The following is a 14,756-nucleotide window of genomic DNA, read 5'->3' on the forward strand; positions in this document are numbered from 1 at the left end:
CGACACTGCGATGCGGGGGGCTGTCCTGATCTTGTCGACACGCCCTAACTTTTGACGGATGCCTCTGCATCTCAATCTAAAAATGCCATTCGGTGCTGGTAGAAATATCAGCGCCGAATGCGCTGAAAATAACCAAGGGAACTAAATCATGAGAAGTCTTGCCAGCATTACAGCCATGTTTGTGTTTGTAATGCCTGCCTTTGCAACTGAAAGCGCCAAGCCTGCGGCAGTCGCCATAGAACAGTCTGGCCAGCCGGATGGGGTATTCGAGGCCGTGGATATGGACGCCGGCGCGGTGCTATATGCTGACGGATGCGCGCAATGTCATGGTCGTGCGGGACGGGGAATGGCAAGCTTTCCATCACTTAAGGGAAGAGACACGGACTACATCTCGAACAGGCTGGAACGATATCGTGCGGGAGAATCGATTGGTCCGAATTCCGCGTTGATGATGCCCGTCTCAGCGGAATTATCCGACGCGGAGATCGCAAACCTCGCGGCCTTTATCTCTGAAGACTTCAGATAACCCGATGCCACATTTTTTAATGTGGCGCTTGGCACTCCGAACTGGCAGCCGCTGCCCTGTAGCACCCGAAGGGCGATCTTCTCGCACATGCGCTGGCAGGCGCGCCGTGGCCCGGCGGGCCACGGCACTGGCGTTCAGAAGTCGATCTTCTGCGCCAGCCCGCGCTCGATGGCAAGCGCCACGGCGCGTGACGCGACCGCAAGATCTTGCAGCCCCACACCTGTGCCGTCGAATACTGTAATTTCTTGCGCGTCACGCCGGCCGTGATGGGTGCCGTTAATGACTGCGCCAATCTCGACAATCGCATCGGCATGCAGAATGCCCGCGCCAACGGCATGCTGCGCCTCGCCAATGCTGATGGATTGTGCCACCTCATCGGTGAATACTGTGGCGCGCGTCAGGATCGCGGGGTCAAGTTCCTGCTTGCCCTTGGTGTCAGTGCCCATACAGGCCAGATGGGTGCCGGGGCGGATATGGGCATCTTGCAAAATCGCATCGAAACTGGAGGTGATCGTGATAATCACATCCGCTTGCGCGCCCAGCTGGTCCAGATCGACGGCTTCAAAAGGCAGGCCCAGCTCTGCTGCCGTCTCGGCCAGACGCGACAACATGTCGGGGTGCAGGTTCCAGCCGATCACGCGGTCAAACTGCCGCTGGCGCACCGCCGCGCGCATCTGGAACGCACTTTGGTGGCCCGCCCCCACCATGCCCAGCACTTTGGCATCCTTGCGGGCCAGATGTGCAATCGAAATGGCAGACGCCGCTGCGGTACGCAGCGCGGTCAGCAGATTGCCGCCAACGATTGCGGTGGGCTTGCCGCTGTCCTGGTCGAACAGATAGACCGTGCTCTGGTGGTTGGGGATGCCGCGATCCGCATTTCCGGGGAAATACCCACCTGCCTTGACACCCAGCAGCGCGCCGACACGGTCCAGACCGGACTTGAACCCGTATTGCCGCCCCGCGCCCAAAGCCTCGCGCACGACAGGGAAATTATAGGCATCCCCGCGCGCCATTGCGGCGAAACTGGCCTCGATCGCGTCAAAGGCAGAGTGTTCATCGACAAGATCGGCAATAACGGATTCCGGAACGATCCACATAAGGTGGTCCTTTCAGTTTGGTCACAACATGGCCCCGGACATGATCCGGGGCCTCTCGGTCAGGCAGCCCAGAGGTCCCGGGTCAAGCCCGGGACTGCGCCGCTCAATACGCTTTGCCGCGCGCCGATACTGGCCAGAGCGTCTCGACCTTGCCACCGCGCACGCCCACATACCAGTCATGGACATTGCAGGTCGGGTCGCAATGGCCCGGCACAAGGCGCAGTTTGTCATTGACCTGAAGCACATTGCCCAGATCTTCGACCACCCCATGCTCGTCCGAGCATTTCACATATGTCACATCCGTGCGCCCGAAGATCACAGGCAAGCCGCTATCCACCGATTGCGCCTTGAGCCCCGCATCGACAATGGCCTTTCCGGGCTTTGCACGGCTCATCACCGATGTCAGGATGAACAGCGCGTTTTCCCATTCGCCCTGATCAATGCGCTTGCCATCCTTGTCCAGAATGCGCCCGTAATCGGCATCCATAAACGCATAAGACCCGCATTGCAGCTCGTTATACACGCCCGAGGTGCTCTCGAAATAATAGCTGCCTGTGCCGCCGCCGCCCACGATGTCACAGTCCAGCCCCTCAGCCTTCAGCGTGTCGACCGCATCCTTCACCTGCGCCACGGCGAGTGCGATCTTGGCCTTGCGGTCCTCATAGCTGTCCATATGCTGCATGGCACCCTGATAGGCTTGCAACCCTGCGAATTTCAGCCCCGGTGCGGCGTCAATCGCGCGGGCAATCTCGACCACAGCAGGCGTTGTGGTCACACCACAGCGCCCCGCGCCGCAATCAATCTCGACCAGACATTCGATCTGGGTGCCGTGGCGGGTTGCCGCCTCTGACAGATCTGCAACATTGGCCGGATCATCCACACAGCAGATCGTGCGCGCGCCCAGCAGCGGCATGCGTGCCAGCCGGTCGATCTTGGCCGGGTCACGCACCTGATTTGACACAAGAACATCCTTGATGCCCCCGCGCGCAAAGACCTCGGCCTCACTCACCTTCTGGCAGCAAACCCCACAGGCCCCACCAAGGGACTCTTGCAGTTTCGCAACATCAACCGATTTATGCATCTTGCCATGCACGCGGTGGCGCATGCCATGCGCTTTGGCGTAATCGCCCATTTTCCTGATGTTGCGCTCCAGCGCGTCCAGATCAAGGATCAGACAGGGCGTCTGGATATCGCCCTCATTCATTCCCGGCAATGCAGGCACGTCATAGCCCACTTCCAGCCCGTCAAACTTGGTTGGTGCATTCATGATCTCAGCCTCCCCTTATTTCGTGATCCATGGCAATGTGTCCATATCGACATTGCCACCAGTGATAATGACGCCGACACGCTTGCCGGCAAAGACTTCGGGGTTCTTCAGGATCGTGGCCAGCGGCACAGCACAGCTTGCCTCGATCACAATTTTCATGCGCTGCCATGTCAGCTTCATCGCATCGATGATTTCCTGCTCGGACGCGGTCAGAATATCGGTCACATGGTGCGACACGAAATGCCATGTCAGGTCTTTCAGCGGCACTTTCAGCCCGTCCGCAACCGTCACCGGCGCGTCATCGGCAATGATATGGCCCGCCTTGAAACTGCGATAGGCATCATCGGCCTGTTCCGGCTCGGCGGCGTAAATCTTCACATGCGGCGCAATATTGGACAGGGTCAGGCAGGTGCCCGACACCATGCCCCCGCCCCCGATGGGTGCGATCACACACTCCAGCCCCTCAACCTGCTCCATGAATTCCTTGGAACAGGTCGCCTGCCCTGCAATCACGCGCGGGTCGTTATAGGGGTGCACAAACTCCGCCCCTGTTGCGGCCTGCACCTGCGCAAACACCTCTTCGCGCGATGTGGTGGACGGCTCGCATTCGGTAATGATCCCGCCATAGCCCCGCACTGCATCTTTCTTGGCTTGCGGTGCTGTGCGCGGCATCACCACATGGCACGGAATCCCCCGCCGCCCTGCCGCATAGCTCAGCGACAGCGCATGATTGCCACTGGAATGCGTGGCCACCCCTTTGGCCGCTATCTCGTCAGACAGCCCAAAGACGGCATTCGACGCCCCACGCACCTTGAACGCGCCCGCTTTCTGGAAATTCTCGCATTTGAAGAACAGCTCTGCCCCCGTCAGCGCATTGAAATACTCTGATGTCAGAACCGGCGTGCGGTGGATATAAGGCGTGATCCGCGCATGCGCGGCCAGAACATCGTCATAGGTCGGGATATACATATCTGTCATGTCTTTCATCTCGTCCTCATTTTCTTGCGGGAAAATACTCCGGGGTCCGGGGCAGCGCCCCGGTTACGCCGCTTCCGCCAGCGCGGCATTTGCAGATTTGCGCAAATAGTCTTGGGCCGCCGCCACCCCCGAGCCAAGCTGCACCTTCCAGCCCAGATCGGCCATGCACATCTCTGCCGTGGCCAGCCCCGACAGCAACATCACATCGCTCAGCATGCCCAGATGGCCGATGCGGAACACCTTGCCCGCAACCTCGCCCAGGCCCACACCAAAGGCCACACCATATTTCGTGGCCGCCAATTGCACCAGTTCCGTGCCATCGCAGCCATTGGGCACCACAACGGCGGTCACAGTGTCGGAATACAGATCAGGCGTGGCAGCGCAGGGGGACATGCCCCATGCCGCGACCGCGCGGCGCGTGGCTTCAGCCAGACGGTGGTGGCGGGCATAGACATGTGACAGCCCTTCATCCTCCAGCATCTCGATGGACTTTGCCAGCCCTGCAATCAGCCCGACTGCGGGCGTATAGGGGTACCCCCCCGCAGCATAGGCTTTCAGCATATCGCGGAAATCGAAGAATGTGCGCGGCAGGGTTGCGCTGTCCATTGCCCGCAGGGCTTTGGGCGACACACCAAGAATTGCCAGCCCCGCAGGCAGCATGAACCCTTTTTGCGAACCTGCAACCGCAATATCCACGCCCCACCCCGCCATATCGAACGGCATCGAGCCGATGGAAGACACGCCATCCACAAACAATAACGCCGGATGGCCCGCCGCATCCAGCGCGCGGCGCAGCCCCGCAATATCGGATTTCACACCTGTCGCGGTTTCATTATGGGTGGCCAGCACGGCTTTGATGCTATGAGAGGTATCGGCCCGCAAAGCGGCCTCCATCTCGGCCAGCGGGATGCCCATCCCCCATGGGGCCTCGATCACCTGCACATCCAGCCCGTGGCGTTGGCACATATCGATCCAGCGATGGCTGAACATGCCAAACCGCGCTGTCAGAATCCTGTCACCACTGGACAAGCTGTTGGTAATGGCCGCTTCCCAGCCGCCAGTTCCGGTAGAGGGCAGAATGATGACTTCGCCTTGCTGCATTCCCAGAACGCGGCGAATGCCAGCTACCGCAGGCTTGAACATCCGCGCAAATGCAGGAGAGCGGTGATCCAGCGTGGGAATGTCGCAAGCTTTGCGGATTTCTTCGGGAATATTCGTCGGACCCGGAATAAAGACAGGGTTTTGCGCAGACATAGTTTTCTTCTCCCCCTTGATTTAGCTGCACATTATCGCGCCCGCTCCCTCAGTGCAATTTTTTTGAAATTATTTTTTACAACGCGAAAAAAGTCAGTTACCCTCTGACAGTATTGCCTAATTTGTTTTTCACCACTTGAAAGCTTTGTTGTGATTCTGAAAAAAGCGAGGGACTATGGCAGAAACGAAACCCCGCGGTCGCCCCCGCGCCTTTCACGACAAGACCGAACAGAACACCGTCCAGTCGCTTGACCGCGCCTTGGGAATTTTGCGTGTCCTCTCCGAAAGCAGCGGTCTGACGCTGACAGAACTTGCACAAGCCGCGCATCAATCGCCCGCGACAGTCTACAGGGTGCTGAGCACCTATCAGACCCATGGCATGGTCGAGTTGGAAGCACAGGGGCAGCGTTGGCATATTGGCGCGGGCGCGTTTCGCATCGGCTCTGCGTTCTTGCGGCGCACCAAGCTGGCAGAACGCGCCCGAGAGGCGATGCAAACCCTGATGCGCGAAAGCGGCGAGACGGCCAATCTGGGGGTCGAGGAACAGGACGAAGTGTTATTTCTGACGCAGGTGGAAACCCATGAAGCGATCCGCGCCTTCTTTCCGCCCGGCACGCGCAGCCCGATGCATGTCTCGGGCATCGGCAAGGCATTGCTGGCCTATTACCCGCCCGCCCGCGTGGCGCGGATCACGGCACTGGGCCTGCCGGGGTTCACGCCTGCCTCGCTGACCGATGCGGCGCGGCTGGAAAACGACCTGACGCGCACGCGCGCGCGGGGCTATGCGATCGACAATGAGGAACGCACCGAAGGCATGCGCTGCATCGCCGCCCCCATTTTCAACGCCCATGCCGAGCCGGTGGCGGGCCTGTCCATCTCTGGCCCTGTGTTCCGTCTGTCACTGGAACGCGCCCGCGAGATGGGCGAACTGGTCCGGCGCGCAGCGGCGGGCGTGACAGAGGCAACGGGCGGACGGGTGCCAGAATAAGGGTGGCGTGTGGGAGAATTTGAGGGCTTTGGGGCCATTGGAAAGGTGACCCAAGCCGCGCAGCGTCGGGCCTGCGGCCCTCGATTCCGCGCGAACAGCTGAAAAGTCCCACATTGCAGGCTTTCCATCTTTTACGAGCAGAGCGCCAAACGATAACCCGCACCCCTGCCGGAGTGACAGACCTTATGCGCCCCGCGCGGAACAAAGGCGCGAAGCGCCGCCGCGCATCGCCGGGCCGCACCATCGGCACGGCGATTTGGCTGCCTCAAGCGCAAAGCCTTGATCTTTCGCGGATTTGGCAGGCATAAAGTGCTATAGCCCAAAGCATGCATCGCCGCACCGCGGCCCGACGCTGCGTGGCTTTGCATCAAAAGGTCAGCGTCCGCAAAGTCCAGCACGCCCGACAGCCCCCATAAAGCCTGCGCAGATCACCCTTCGGCCTTCTCTGCCAGCGCCAGCCATTCTTCCTCGGCGGCCGCCAGCGCGGATTGGCGCGCGGCAATCGCCTCGGTCGCTTTGCGGAATTTCACCGGCTCGCGGGTGAACAGTTCGGCATCCGCCAGCAAACCCGCCAGTTTCGCAATCTCCGCTTCCAGCCGTGCAATCTCGGCGGGCAGTTTTTCCAGCCGGTGCGTCTCGGTATAGCTTAGGCCGGATTTGGGCTTTGCCTTGCCCTTTTCTTTCATGCGCGGGGCGGGGGCCGCCTGTGCGGCCACGGGGGCTGCGGTATCGGTGCGCTGCGCCTGATAATCCGACCAGCCACCCGCATAGGCGGTCACGCGCCCCTCGCCCTCGAACACCAAGGTGGTCGAGGCGATGCGGTCGATGAAATCGCGGTCATGGCTGACCAGCAGAACCGTGCCGTCAAACTCGCTTAATATATCCTGCAACAGGTCCAGCGTTTCGACATCCAGATCATTGGTCGGCTCGTCCAAGACCAGCAGATTGGCCGGCTGCGCCATGATCCGCGCCAACAGCAGCCGCGCACGCTCGCCCCCTGAAAGCGAGCGTACTGGCGCGCGCGCCTGCGCCTCGTCAAACAGGAATTCCTTGAGGTAGCCCACCACATGCTTGGGCGTGCCCCGCACCATCACCTGATCGGATTGCCCCGGCACCCGCATCAGCGGGTCGCCCGTCAGGTTCTCCCAGAGCGAGGCATTGGGGTCCAGCTGCGCGCGGCTCTGGTCGAAAATCGCGGTTTCCAGATTGGTGCCGCGCCGGATCGTGCCCGAATCCGCCTCTTCCGCGCCGGTGATCATGCGCAGCAGCGTGGTTTTGCCTGCGCCATTGGGGCCAACAAAGGCCACGCGTTCCCCGCGCATCACCCGAAGCGAGAAATCACGCAGGATCACGCGCTCGCCATAGGCCTTGTGGACATGTTCCAGCTCGGCCACCAGCTTGCCCGACGGGGCGGCCGATTCCATCGCCATTGCAGCTGTGCCTTGGCGCTTGATCTGGCCCGCGCGTTCGGCGCGCAAATCCTGAAGCGCGCGCACGCGGCCCTGATTGCGCTTGCGCCGCGCGCTGATCCCTTCCACGGCCCAACGCGCTTCGGCCTTGATCTTGCGGTCAAGCTTGTGGCGCGCGTCATCTTCCTGCGCCCAAAGCGTGTCGCGCCACTCCTCGAACCCGTCAAATCCGGCCTCGCGGCGGCGCACCTGCCCACGGTCGATCCACAAGGTCGCACGGCTGAGCGCGCGCAGGAAGGCGCGGTCATGGCTGATCAGCACAAAGGCCGCGCGCGTCTCGCGCAGGCGCGCTTCCAGCCATGCAATGGCGTAGATGTCCAGATGGTTCGTCGGCTCGTCCAGCAGCATCAATTCAGGCGCTTCGGCCAGCAGCTTCGCCAGCGCCGCGCGCCGCCGCTCGCCGCCCGAGGCGCTTGCAGGGTCAAGGCTGGCATCAAAATCCAACCCCTCGGCGGCCATGTCGATCCGGTACGTCTCGGCAGGGTCAAGGTTCTGGGTGGCATATTCGCCCAAAGTGGCAAAGCCCGTGAAATCCGGGTCTTGCTCCATATACCCCACAGTGACCCCGGGCGAGAGGCTGCGCGCGCCCTTGTCGGTCTCGACCAAGGCCGCCATGACCTTCATCAAGGTAGACTTGCCAGAGCCGTTGCGCCCCACCAGCGCCACGCGGTCGCCCGATTGAATGACCATGTCCAGCCCGTCAAAGACAGGATTGCCGCCATAGGTCAGCGAGATATTCGAAAGTTGCAAAAGAGGTGTTTGTGCCATGGCCGCGATATAGGCGCGTGTGCGCGGCAGGGAAAGGGGAATTCGCAGCCCATGCGCCCCTGCCCGCAGATGACCAGCGGCGCGGCGCAGCCGCGACGCGGGGGTGGGTGGGTGGGTCATCTGCGGGAAGGGGCGCATGGGTCAGCGCTGGCGCCCGGCCCGCCAGTCCAGCACGGCCGCAATCACAGCCTGAATTGCCACAAGATAATCCTGATCCGAGGGCAGAGGCTCAGAAACAGGCTGGCGCGCCAGCGCAACGCTCATCAACGTCCCGTTGCCAAGGCGCGGATGCACCACCCCAAGCGCCTTGCGGCAACAATCGGCGCAATGGGCCTGATACAGCATCTGCTGCATCACGCCCTGCCACTGGTCCTGTGGATGGGCCAGCATCACACGCGCTGCCGCGCGGATATCGCCCTGCGTGATCTCACGCATCCCCGCCCCCGCCAGACGCCCCCGCGCGCAGGCGGCAAGCAAACCGGCGCAGCCGGTTTGCGGGGGTGGGCGGGCGGGCCGCCTGCGCGCGGGGGCGCGTCACACCCCGATCTCCAGCCGCGCAAAGGGGCCGGGACCAAACACATCCGACACTTGCGCCACTTCCAGCGCGAAACTGCCCTCAACCCCGTCCTGCACTTGCGCAAGGCTGGAATACACGAACTCTGGCGCGTCACAATCCACCGCGCGCAGCACCGCGCCACCCTTTCGCACCTGCACAACATAGCGCTCATAGGTTTCCGACAGCGGCACCTCTGCCGCGCCCCAGCCATCGCCGCCGCGCCGCGTGCGCCGCACCCATGTCAGATGCACATCCCCCAACGCATCCCACCGCGCGCGCAGATGCGCAGGCCGGTAGGGCCGCAACCCCACCCCCTGAAACACCGCGCTGATATCGCGCTGGCTGGGGTCACCCAGCGGGCGGCTGGCAGGCCCTATGCGGTAGCCCCGCTCCAGCCCCAGCGCATCCAGCGGCAGGGCGATCTGCGCCAATGCGCTATCCACCATCACCACCAGCGCCCCCGGTGCCCAGACCTGCGGCATCACCCCATCCGTGCCGTACTGGCCCCGCAGACGCAGCCGCAGATCATACAGGCCCGGTTCAATCAGTTCCGCCTCCGCAAACTGGAACAGCTCCCACAGCACCCCATCCCCGATCGCCATCAGATTGGCCCCGCCCAGCACGGCGGCAGGCGGCGCAGATGCCAACTGCCCCGACAGCATCCGCACCCGCAACGCAGGCCCCCGATCCCACAGCCCCGCGCCTGCGGCAAACAGCGCGGTCTGGCTTACGCCCAGCCGCGCGGGCTGTGCAAGCAGCGCTTCCAGTTCAAACATATCCGGCGCGGCTTGGTGATGCACTGCCACCACCCCCGGCCAGGCCCGCGCAGACACGGCCAGCCACGGGTTTTGCGCCACCTCCTCGCCGGTGATCAGGGGCAGGTCCAGAAAGACAGGCTGCACCGGCGCGGGCGCGGGGCTGCGCATCAGCGCAGACCCGGTGCGCGCTGTGTCGCCCCACGCGTAGGGCGCATCCTCGACGCGCGTGGCCTCGAACGCGCGCCCGCCTGCAAGGGTTGCGCGGTCGATCCGCCACAGCGCCGCGCCCGCCCCCATATCCAGCGCCACTACATCGCCCGCGCCCAACCCGCGCGAGGGGGGCACAGCAAACCGCGCCGTGTCGCGCGCAACCCGCGCCTGCGCCAGCCAGCGTTCCGCAATCAACACCCCCTCGCCCCCTGTCAGCACCAGCGGCAGGTCAGAACCCGAGGCGCGGCGCTCACTCTCGCCCGGAAAGCTTGCCTCGGCCACGCGCATCTCGAAATCCGCGCCCTCCTCGACATAGCCCAGCCGCACGCGCCCCGAGACTTCCGCCTCTGGCGCGCGGATCACCACCAGATCACCGCTGTCGTTGCGCACCAGATCATCCGGCCCCAGATGCGCCACCGCGCGCCCGTTGCGCATCTGGAAAATCAGACGGCCCTCGCGCTCTACCGCTTCGACGCCATAGGCCAGCATCAGCGCCTGCAACATCGCGCGCGGTGCCTCGGTCGAGGGCATGGCAAAGCCGCGCACCACCCCATGCACGCGGCGGGTATCGACATCTGCAAGACCTGCGCGCGCGCAAATCTCGGCAATCACCGCGTCCAGCGGCTGCGCGCTGGCGCGCCCTATAATCCAGTGCCCGCGCGCCCAGTTGGCCCCGTCCGACCACAATGCCTGATTGCCCGGAAACCACGGATAGGGCCGCGCATCCCATGCCCAGACATGCGCGCGGTCCATATCGACCATACGCCCGCCATAAATCTCGGAAATCGGGTTATGCGCAGGCTCTGCCCAATAGGCATTCACCGCACGGATATATTGCATCTGGATCGCATCATCGCGCCACCCGCGCGAGAAATAGGGCACAAAGGATTCCGATGATTTCGGGTCCAGAAATACATTGGGCTGGTTCGTGCCCCGATCTATTGCCGCACAGCCGTATTCGGTAAACCAGAATGGTTTCGAGCGCGGCACCCATGCCGTCGGGCTGGACGCACGCACGCCCCCCACGCGGTCATGGTGGTCATTCTCCCACCAGCCGCGCAAATCCTTGTAGCGCCAGATCCAGTGTTCCTGCCAGTCCGAGCTGTCGGCAATCGGCGTGCGGTTCTGCATCCGGCGGTCGGTTTGCGTGGCATAGAACCAGTCAAACCCCTCGCCCCCCGCCACATTGGCGCGCAAATACTCCAGATTATGCACATCGCCCCAGCCCGCATCCAGATGGTCCGTGCCATCGCGCCAATCCGACAGCGGCATGTAATTGTCGATGCCGATGAAATCGATCATGTCATCCGCCCAAAGCGGGTCGAGATGGAAGAAACGGTCGCCCTGCGCCGTGATATAGCCGAAATATTCCGACCAGTCGGCGGCATAGGTCAGTTTCACCTCTGGCCCCAATAGGGCGCGCACCTCGGCGGCCAGCGCGATCAGGGCGGCCACAGCGGGAAAGCTGTTGCCCGCGCCGCGAATCTGCGTCAGCCCCCGCATTTCAGAGCCGATGCAAAACGCATCCACCCCGCCCGCCGCCTTGCACAGCGCGGCCTGATGCAGGATGAATCGCCGGTAGCGCCAGTCTGACGGGCCGGAATAGGTGATTTCCCCATCCGCGATGGTGAAATCACTGGCCTGCGCCGTGCCGAAGAACGCCGCAACCTCGGCGCTCGCGGCCTCTGTCCCATCAGCGCTGCCGCTTTGGCCCGGGGCTTTGGTGGTGGTGATGCGCCCGCGCCATGGCAAAATGGGCTGGTCTTCTGCATCAGACCACGGGTCGGGCAGGCCGTTTTCGGGCAGGATTTCCATCAGGATGAACGGGTAATACACCACCGCCTGCCCCTGCGCCTTCAGCGCCGCGATGGCCTGCAAGACCGAAGCATCAGAGGGCGTGCCGCCATAGACAGGGCGGCCATTCAGGCGGGGGATTTCGGGCGTATCAAGCGCACCGCGCCCCGCGACGGACCAAGGCTGATCCGGCGCGGTCCGGTCGGAATATTCGACCTTGGGCGCAATCTCGCACAGGCCCGCCCGCAAGTCAGACCCGAACCAAGACACAATCAACAGGCTGGATTGCACATGCGGCAATTCCCGCGCCAGCGCCTCCAAGGACGCGGCAATATCCGTTAACCCTGTGGCCGAATTCAGGTTCATGGGCTGCGTGTCCGCATGCGGCAAAGCGTCAAAATCGCTGTCTGTCGCGCGCACATAAACAGGGCTGCTTGCCAGCGCAAAATCACCAGAGCCGGGCATCACCGCCACCGCGCGCAGATGATCACTCAGCGATTGGGGCGTGTCGCTTTGGGTGTTGCGGATCACCTCGAAACTCAGTTGCGGGACGCGGTTGCCGAACTCGCCCAGCTCCAGATCCTCGATCACCAGATAGGCCACACCGCGATAGGCCGGCACCCGCCCTGCCCCCTCAAGCGCTTCAATCAGCGGGTCGGGAAGCTGGTCTTCCCCGCCGTGATACAGGCGAAGGTTCAAATCTGACGGGGCAAGTTCCTGCCCATCCGCCCAGATGCGCCCGACCCCAAGGATCGGCCCTTCGCATAGTGCAACCGCAAGCGACACCGAATAGCTGAATTCCCTGACACGGGGCCTTCTGACAATCTTGCCGCCCCCGCCCCGCGTGGTCACGCTTTCGCGGAATGCGCTGGCCCAGATCACCTGCCCGCCCAGCCGCACGCGCCCCCAGACGCGCGGCACCGGCGCGCCTTCGCTGGCCCCTGTCAGGCGCAGCCGGTCGATCCGGCCATGCTCGATTACCTGAGAGCCGCCGCCCATCAGCCGCTGGTCGATCACGCGCCCCAAAGTTGCGCCCACCGCGCGCCCGATCACCATGCCCGACAAGCCCAGAACCGAGCCGCCAAAACCGGACCCGACCGCCGCGCCCACTGCTGAAAGCACCAAGGTTGCCATGCGTCACTCCATTCAAATCAAAGGCTTGAGGGAAAGGCGAAGCGCGCCACGATGCGGCGCGCCCAAGGGGCCGACAGGGGCGCTTCAACCACACCTGCGCGCGGGCAGGCATGGATGAAACGCGCCCCACCCGCGCATTGAATGCCCAAATGTTTTGCCAGCGCGCGGCTTTGCAGACGAAACAGCAAGACCTGCCCATCTTCCGCCACAGGTGCTGGCAGCAGATGGCGCGCCAGCGCCTGCCACAACTGCTCGTCCCCGCTCGCCTCGGCCCAACTGGGGGAATAGGGCGGCAGGGGTTCGGGTTCGGTGCCGTAATGCGCGCACCAGATGCCACGGATCAGCCCAAGGCAATCCGCACCCGCGCCCAGTCTGGCCGCGCGGTGGTGATAGGGCGTGCCAATCCAAGCCCGCGCTTGCGCCACAATGTCAGATCGCCCGCTCATCCGCGACGCGCGCCGCCATCATTGGGCTGGCCCGCCTTGGGATAGGCCATCAGCCAGTCTTCGCCCGGAATATCCGGAAAGCCCCTGAAATTCAGCAGATTGTCGAATTTCAGGCGGCAGGTTTCGGCCTGTTTGTCGCATCCCACCTCCAGCCGGACCAGATCGCCCACTGCAAGCGTGGCGCGGATCGCATCCCACAGCGCGATGCGCCGCATGCCCCCCGCATCGCGGTCTTCGCGGATATGGCCCACCAACCCCGCCGCCTGCCCGTCCAGCACCACAAGCCGCCCTTGCGCGAACCAGCCCTGTGCAACCGCGTCAAGCGGGGCAAAAGTGAAATCCTGCCCGCCCGTCACTGACACAATCTGCGCCTGTGCGGAATATCCCGGCGCATCCAGATCGACCTTGCACGCCCCATCCCCCAGCACGGCCGCGCAAGCGGCGTGATAGACCCGCCCGCCCTGCTGGCCCAAGGGTTCCGACAACCCGCGCAATTCGGCGCGGAATGCCCCGCCTGCGCGCGTGATCTCGCCCAGGCTGCCGCGAAAGATGACGCGGCGTTGCGCCGTGTCGGCCCAGTTCACCTCCCATATCCGCAAGCATGCCCCGTCATAGCGCCCCGCCATGATGTCGCGCTCGGTCAGGCCCGCGTCGCGCAGCGCGCCCACGGCCTCGGAATTGTCCACCGCAAGGCCCGTCACCTGTTCCAGCGCGCGCGCACTCAATCCTGCGCCCGCGCGAAACTCCACCCCCTCAAAGGCCAGATCGCGGTCATGGTCGGTAAATCCCAGCCTCAGCCCGTCCGCGCGTGTCACTTCCCACGCGCGCGCAATGGTTGTGGCCCCAGTGGCCAGATGTTCGGCAAGGCTCATATCCGCACCTCGACCACAGGCACTTTGGGCAATTCACCCGCCTTGAAGCTGGCAACCGAAATCTGGATCAGGTCTGTGTCAAACCGCACCGGCACGTCAAATTCAAACCCCGCCTGCACTTCGGCGCCTGCATCGGGGGGGCGGTTAAAGGTGATCTGGCCCGATGCCGCATCAACCGTGTAATCCACCCCCAGCGTCAGTTCATCGCGCCCGATGGCCGCCAGCACCGACCCCGCGACAGGTTTTGCAACCTCGCGCCAAAAGGTTTGCGCGCCAGAACTGTAGGCCTTGCGCAACTGAAACACGCGCGTGCTGCCATCGCCCACCCCCAAAAGCTGGTCATAGGCTGTAACAGGCTTGGACGCGGGCGCAGAGCGGTAATCGCCCCAATCCTTCCAGCGAAACGCATGCAGCATGCCTTGGCGCGCTTCAAAAAACGCGACCAGCGCTTCCAGATCATCCAGCGCGCGCAGGCCCATGCCTGCATCATAGCGCCTGCGCGATGCCGCCCATGGGGTGTTGCGTTCCTCATGCCCGTTGGCAAGCTCGACAATTTCGGTGCGCCGCTCTGGCCCGCCCAAAGCGCCAAAACTCAGATTGGCGGGAAAGCGGATATCGTGAAAGGCCATGTCCTACCCC

General features: G+C 63.3%; 12 protein-coding genes. 2 read left to right on the forward strand and 10 right to left on the reverse strand.

Translation table 11 applies throughout. The features are described 5' to 3' along the window. Positions 1-148: 148 nt before the first annotated feature. Positions 149-526 (forward strand): c-type cytochrome, encoded by a 378-nt coding sequence (locus BG455_RS03530; protein WP_245735463.1) that lies wholly within the window; start codon positions 149-151, stop codon positions 524-526. Positions 527-660: 134 nt separating this feature from the next. Here BG455_RS03530 and bhcD read toward each other — a convergent pair whose 3' ends face one another. From bhcD to bhcA, 4 genes are all read right to left on the reverse strand, one after another. Next, the gene (gene bhcD, locus BG455_RS03535; protein ID WP_071468590.1) at positions 661-1,623 is read right to left on the reverse strand and encodes an iminosuccinate reductase BhcD; all 963 of its coding nucleotides are present in this window, start codon (positions 1,621-1,623) and stop codon (positions 661-663) included. 103 nt (positions 1,624-1,726) lie between these two features. Continuing rightward, on the reverse strand, positions 1,727-2,890 hold the full coding sequence (gene bhcC / locus BG455_RS03540) for a 3-hydroxy-D-aspartate aldolase BhcC (protein ID WP_071468591.1): 1,164 nt from the start codon (positions 2,888-2,890) through the stop codon (positions 1,727-1,729). A gap of 15 nt (positions 2,891-2,905) precedes the next feature. Further along, complete coding sequence (bhcB, locus tag BG455_RS03545) at positions 2,906-3,877, reverse strand: beta-hydroxyaspartate dehydratase BhcB (protein ID WP_177190869.1); 972 nt, start codon at positions 3,875-3,877, stop codon at positions 2,906-2,908. Between the two features lie 54 nt (positions 3,878-3,931). Continuing rightward, the gene (gene bhcA / locus BG455_RS03550) at positions 3,932-5,122 is read right to left on the reverse strand and encodes an L-aspartate--glyoxylate aminotransferase BhcA (protein WP_071468592.1); all 1,191 of its coding nucleotides are present in this window, start codon (positions 5,120-5,122) and stop codon (positions 3,932-3,934) included. A gap of 175 nt (positions 5,123-5,297) precedes the next feature. Between bhcA and bhcR the strand changes: the two genes are divergently transcribed. Next, entirely contained in the window at positions 5,298-6,110 is an 813-nt protein-coding gene (gene bhcR / locus BG455_RS03555; protein WP_071468593.1) for an HTH-type transcriptional regulator BhcR, read from the forward strand. A 428-nt stretch (positions 6,111-6,538) separates the two neighbouring features. Here bhcR and BG455_RS03560 read toward each other — a convergent pair whose 3' ends face one another. The 6 genes from BG455_RS03560 to BG455_RS03585 form a co-directional block, all read right to left on the reverse strand. Further along, a complete protein-coding gene (locus BG455_RS03560) occupies positions 6,539-8,347 on the reverse strand; it encodes an ABC-F family ATP-binding cassette domain-containing protein (protein WP_071468754.1) in 1,809 nt (602 codons plus the stop codon). Between the two features lie 141 nt (positions 8,348-8,488). Beyond that, the gene (locus BG455_RS03565; protein WP_111361165.1) at positions 8,489-8,782 is read right to left on the reverse strand and encodes a DUF7742 family protein; all 294 of its coding nucleotides are present in this window, start codon (positions 8,780-8,782) and stop codon (positions 8,489-8,491) included. Between the two features lie 99 nt (positions 8,783-8,881). After that, positions 8,882-12,799, reverse strand: a complete 3,918-nt coding sequence (locus BG455_RS03570; protein WP_071468595.1) for a baseplate multidomain protein megatron — start codon at positions 12,797-12,799, stop codon at positions 8,882-8,884. A gap of 17 nt (positions 12,800-12,816) precedes the next feature. Further along, positions 12,817-13,245 carry a C40 family peptidase gene (locus BG455_RS03575; RefSeq protein ID WP_071468596.1) on the reverse strand — a complete coding sequence of 143 codons (429 nt, stop codon included), beginning with the start codon at positions 13,243-13,245 and terminating at the stop codon, positions 12,817-12,819. Further along, a complete protein-coding gene (locus BG455_RS03580) occupies positions 13,242-14,117 on the reverse strand; it encodes a DUF2163 domain-containing protein (protein ID WP_071468597.1) in 876 nt (291 codons plus the stop codon). Before BG455_RS03580 ends, BG455_RS03575 begins: the two co-directional genes overlap by 4 nt. Next, complete coding sequence (locus tag BG455_RS03585) at positions 14,114-14,746, reverse strand: DUF2460 domain-containing protein (protein WP_071468598.1); 633 nt, start codon at positions 14,744-14,746, stop codon at positions 14,114-14,116. Before BG455_RS03585 ends, BG455_RS03580 begins: the two co-directional genes overlap by 4 nt. Positions 14,747-14,756: the final 10 nt, after the last annotated feature.

The sequence above is a fragment of the Roseinatronobacter thiooxidans genome (assembly GCF_001870675.1).
Classification (GTDB): Bacteria; Pseudomonadota; Alphaproteobacteria; order Rhodobacterales; family Rhodobacteraceae; genus Roseinatronobacter; species Roseinatronobacter thiooxidans.

Excerpts from the sequence above, each read along its gene's own strand:
- BG455_RS03530 (WP_245735463.1), top strand. The coding sequence starts at position 149 with ATGAGAAGTCTTGCCAGCATTACAGCCATGTTTGTGTTTGTAATGCCT.
- bhcD (WP_071468590.1), bottom strand. The coding sequence starts at position 1,623 with ATGTGGATCGTTCCGGAATCCGTTATTGCCGATCTTGTCGATGAACAC.
- bhcC (WP_071468591.1), bottom strand. The coding sequence starts at position 2,890 with ATGAATGCACCAACCAAGTTTGACGGGCTGGAAGTGGGCTATGACGTG.
- bhcB (WP_177190869.1), bottom strand. The coding sequence starts at position 3,877 with ATGAAAGACATGACAGATATGTATATCCCGACCTATGACGATGTTCTG.
- bhcA (WP_071468592.1), bottom strand. The coding sequence starts at position 5,122 with ATGTCTGCGCAAAACCCTGTCTTTATTCCGGGTCCGACGAATATTCCC.
- bhcR (WP_071468593.1), top strand. The coding sequence starts at position 5,298 with ATGGCAGAAACGAAACCCCGCGGTCGCCCCCGCGCCTTTCACGACAAG.
- BG455_RS03560 (WP_071468754.1), bottom strand. The coding sequence starts at position 8,347 with ATGGCACAAACACCTCTTTTGCAACTTTCGAATATCTCGCTGACCTAT.
- BG455_RS03565 (WP_111361165.1), bottom strand. The coding sequence starts at position 8,782 with ATGCGTGAGATCACGCAGGGCGATATCCGCGCGGCAGCGCGTGTGATG.
- BG455_RS03570 (WP_071468595.1), bottom strand. The coding sequence starts at position 12,799 with ATGGCAACCTTGGTGCTTTCAGCAGTGGGCGCGGCGGTCGGGTCCGGT.
- BG455_RS03575 (WP_071468596.1), bottom strand. The coding sequence starts at position 13,245 with ATGAGCGGGCGATCTGACATTGTGGCGCAAGCGCGGGCTTGGATTGGC.
- BG455_RS03580 (WP_071468597.1), bottom strand. The coding sequence starts at position 14,117 with ATGAGCCTTGCCGAACATCTGGCCACTGGGGCCACAACCATTGCGCGC.
- BG455_RS03585 (WP_071468598.1), bottom strand. The coding sequence starts at position 14,746 with ATGGCCTTTCACGATATCCGCTTTCCCGCCAATCTGAGTTTTGGCGCT.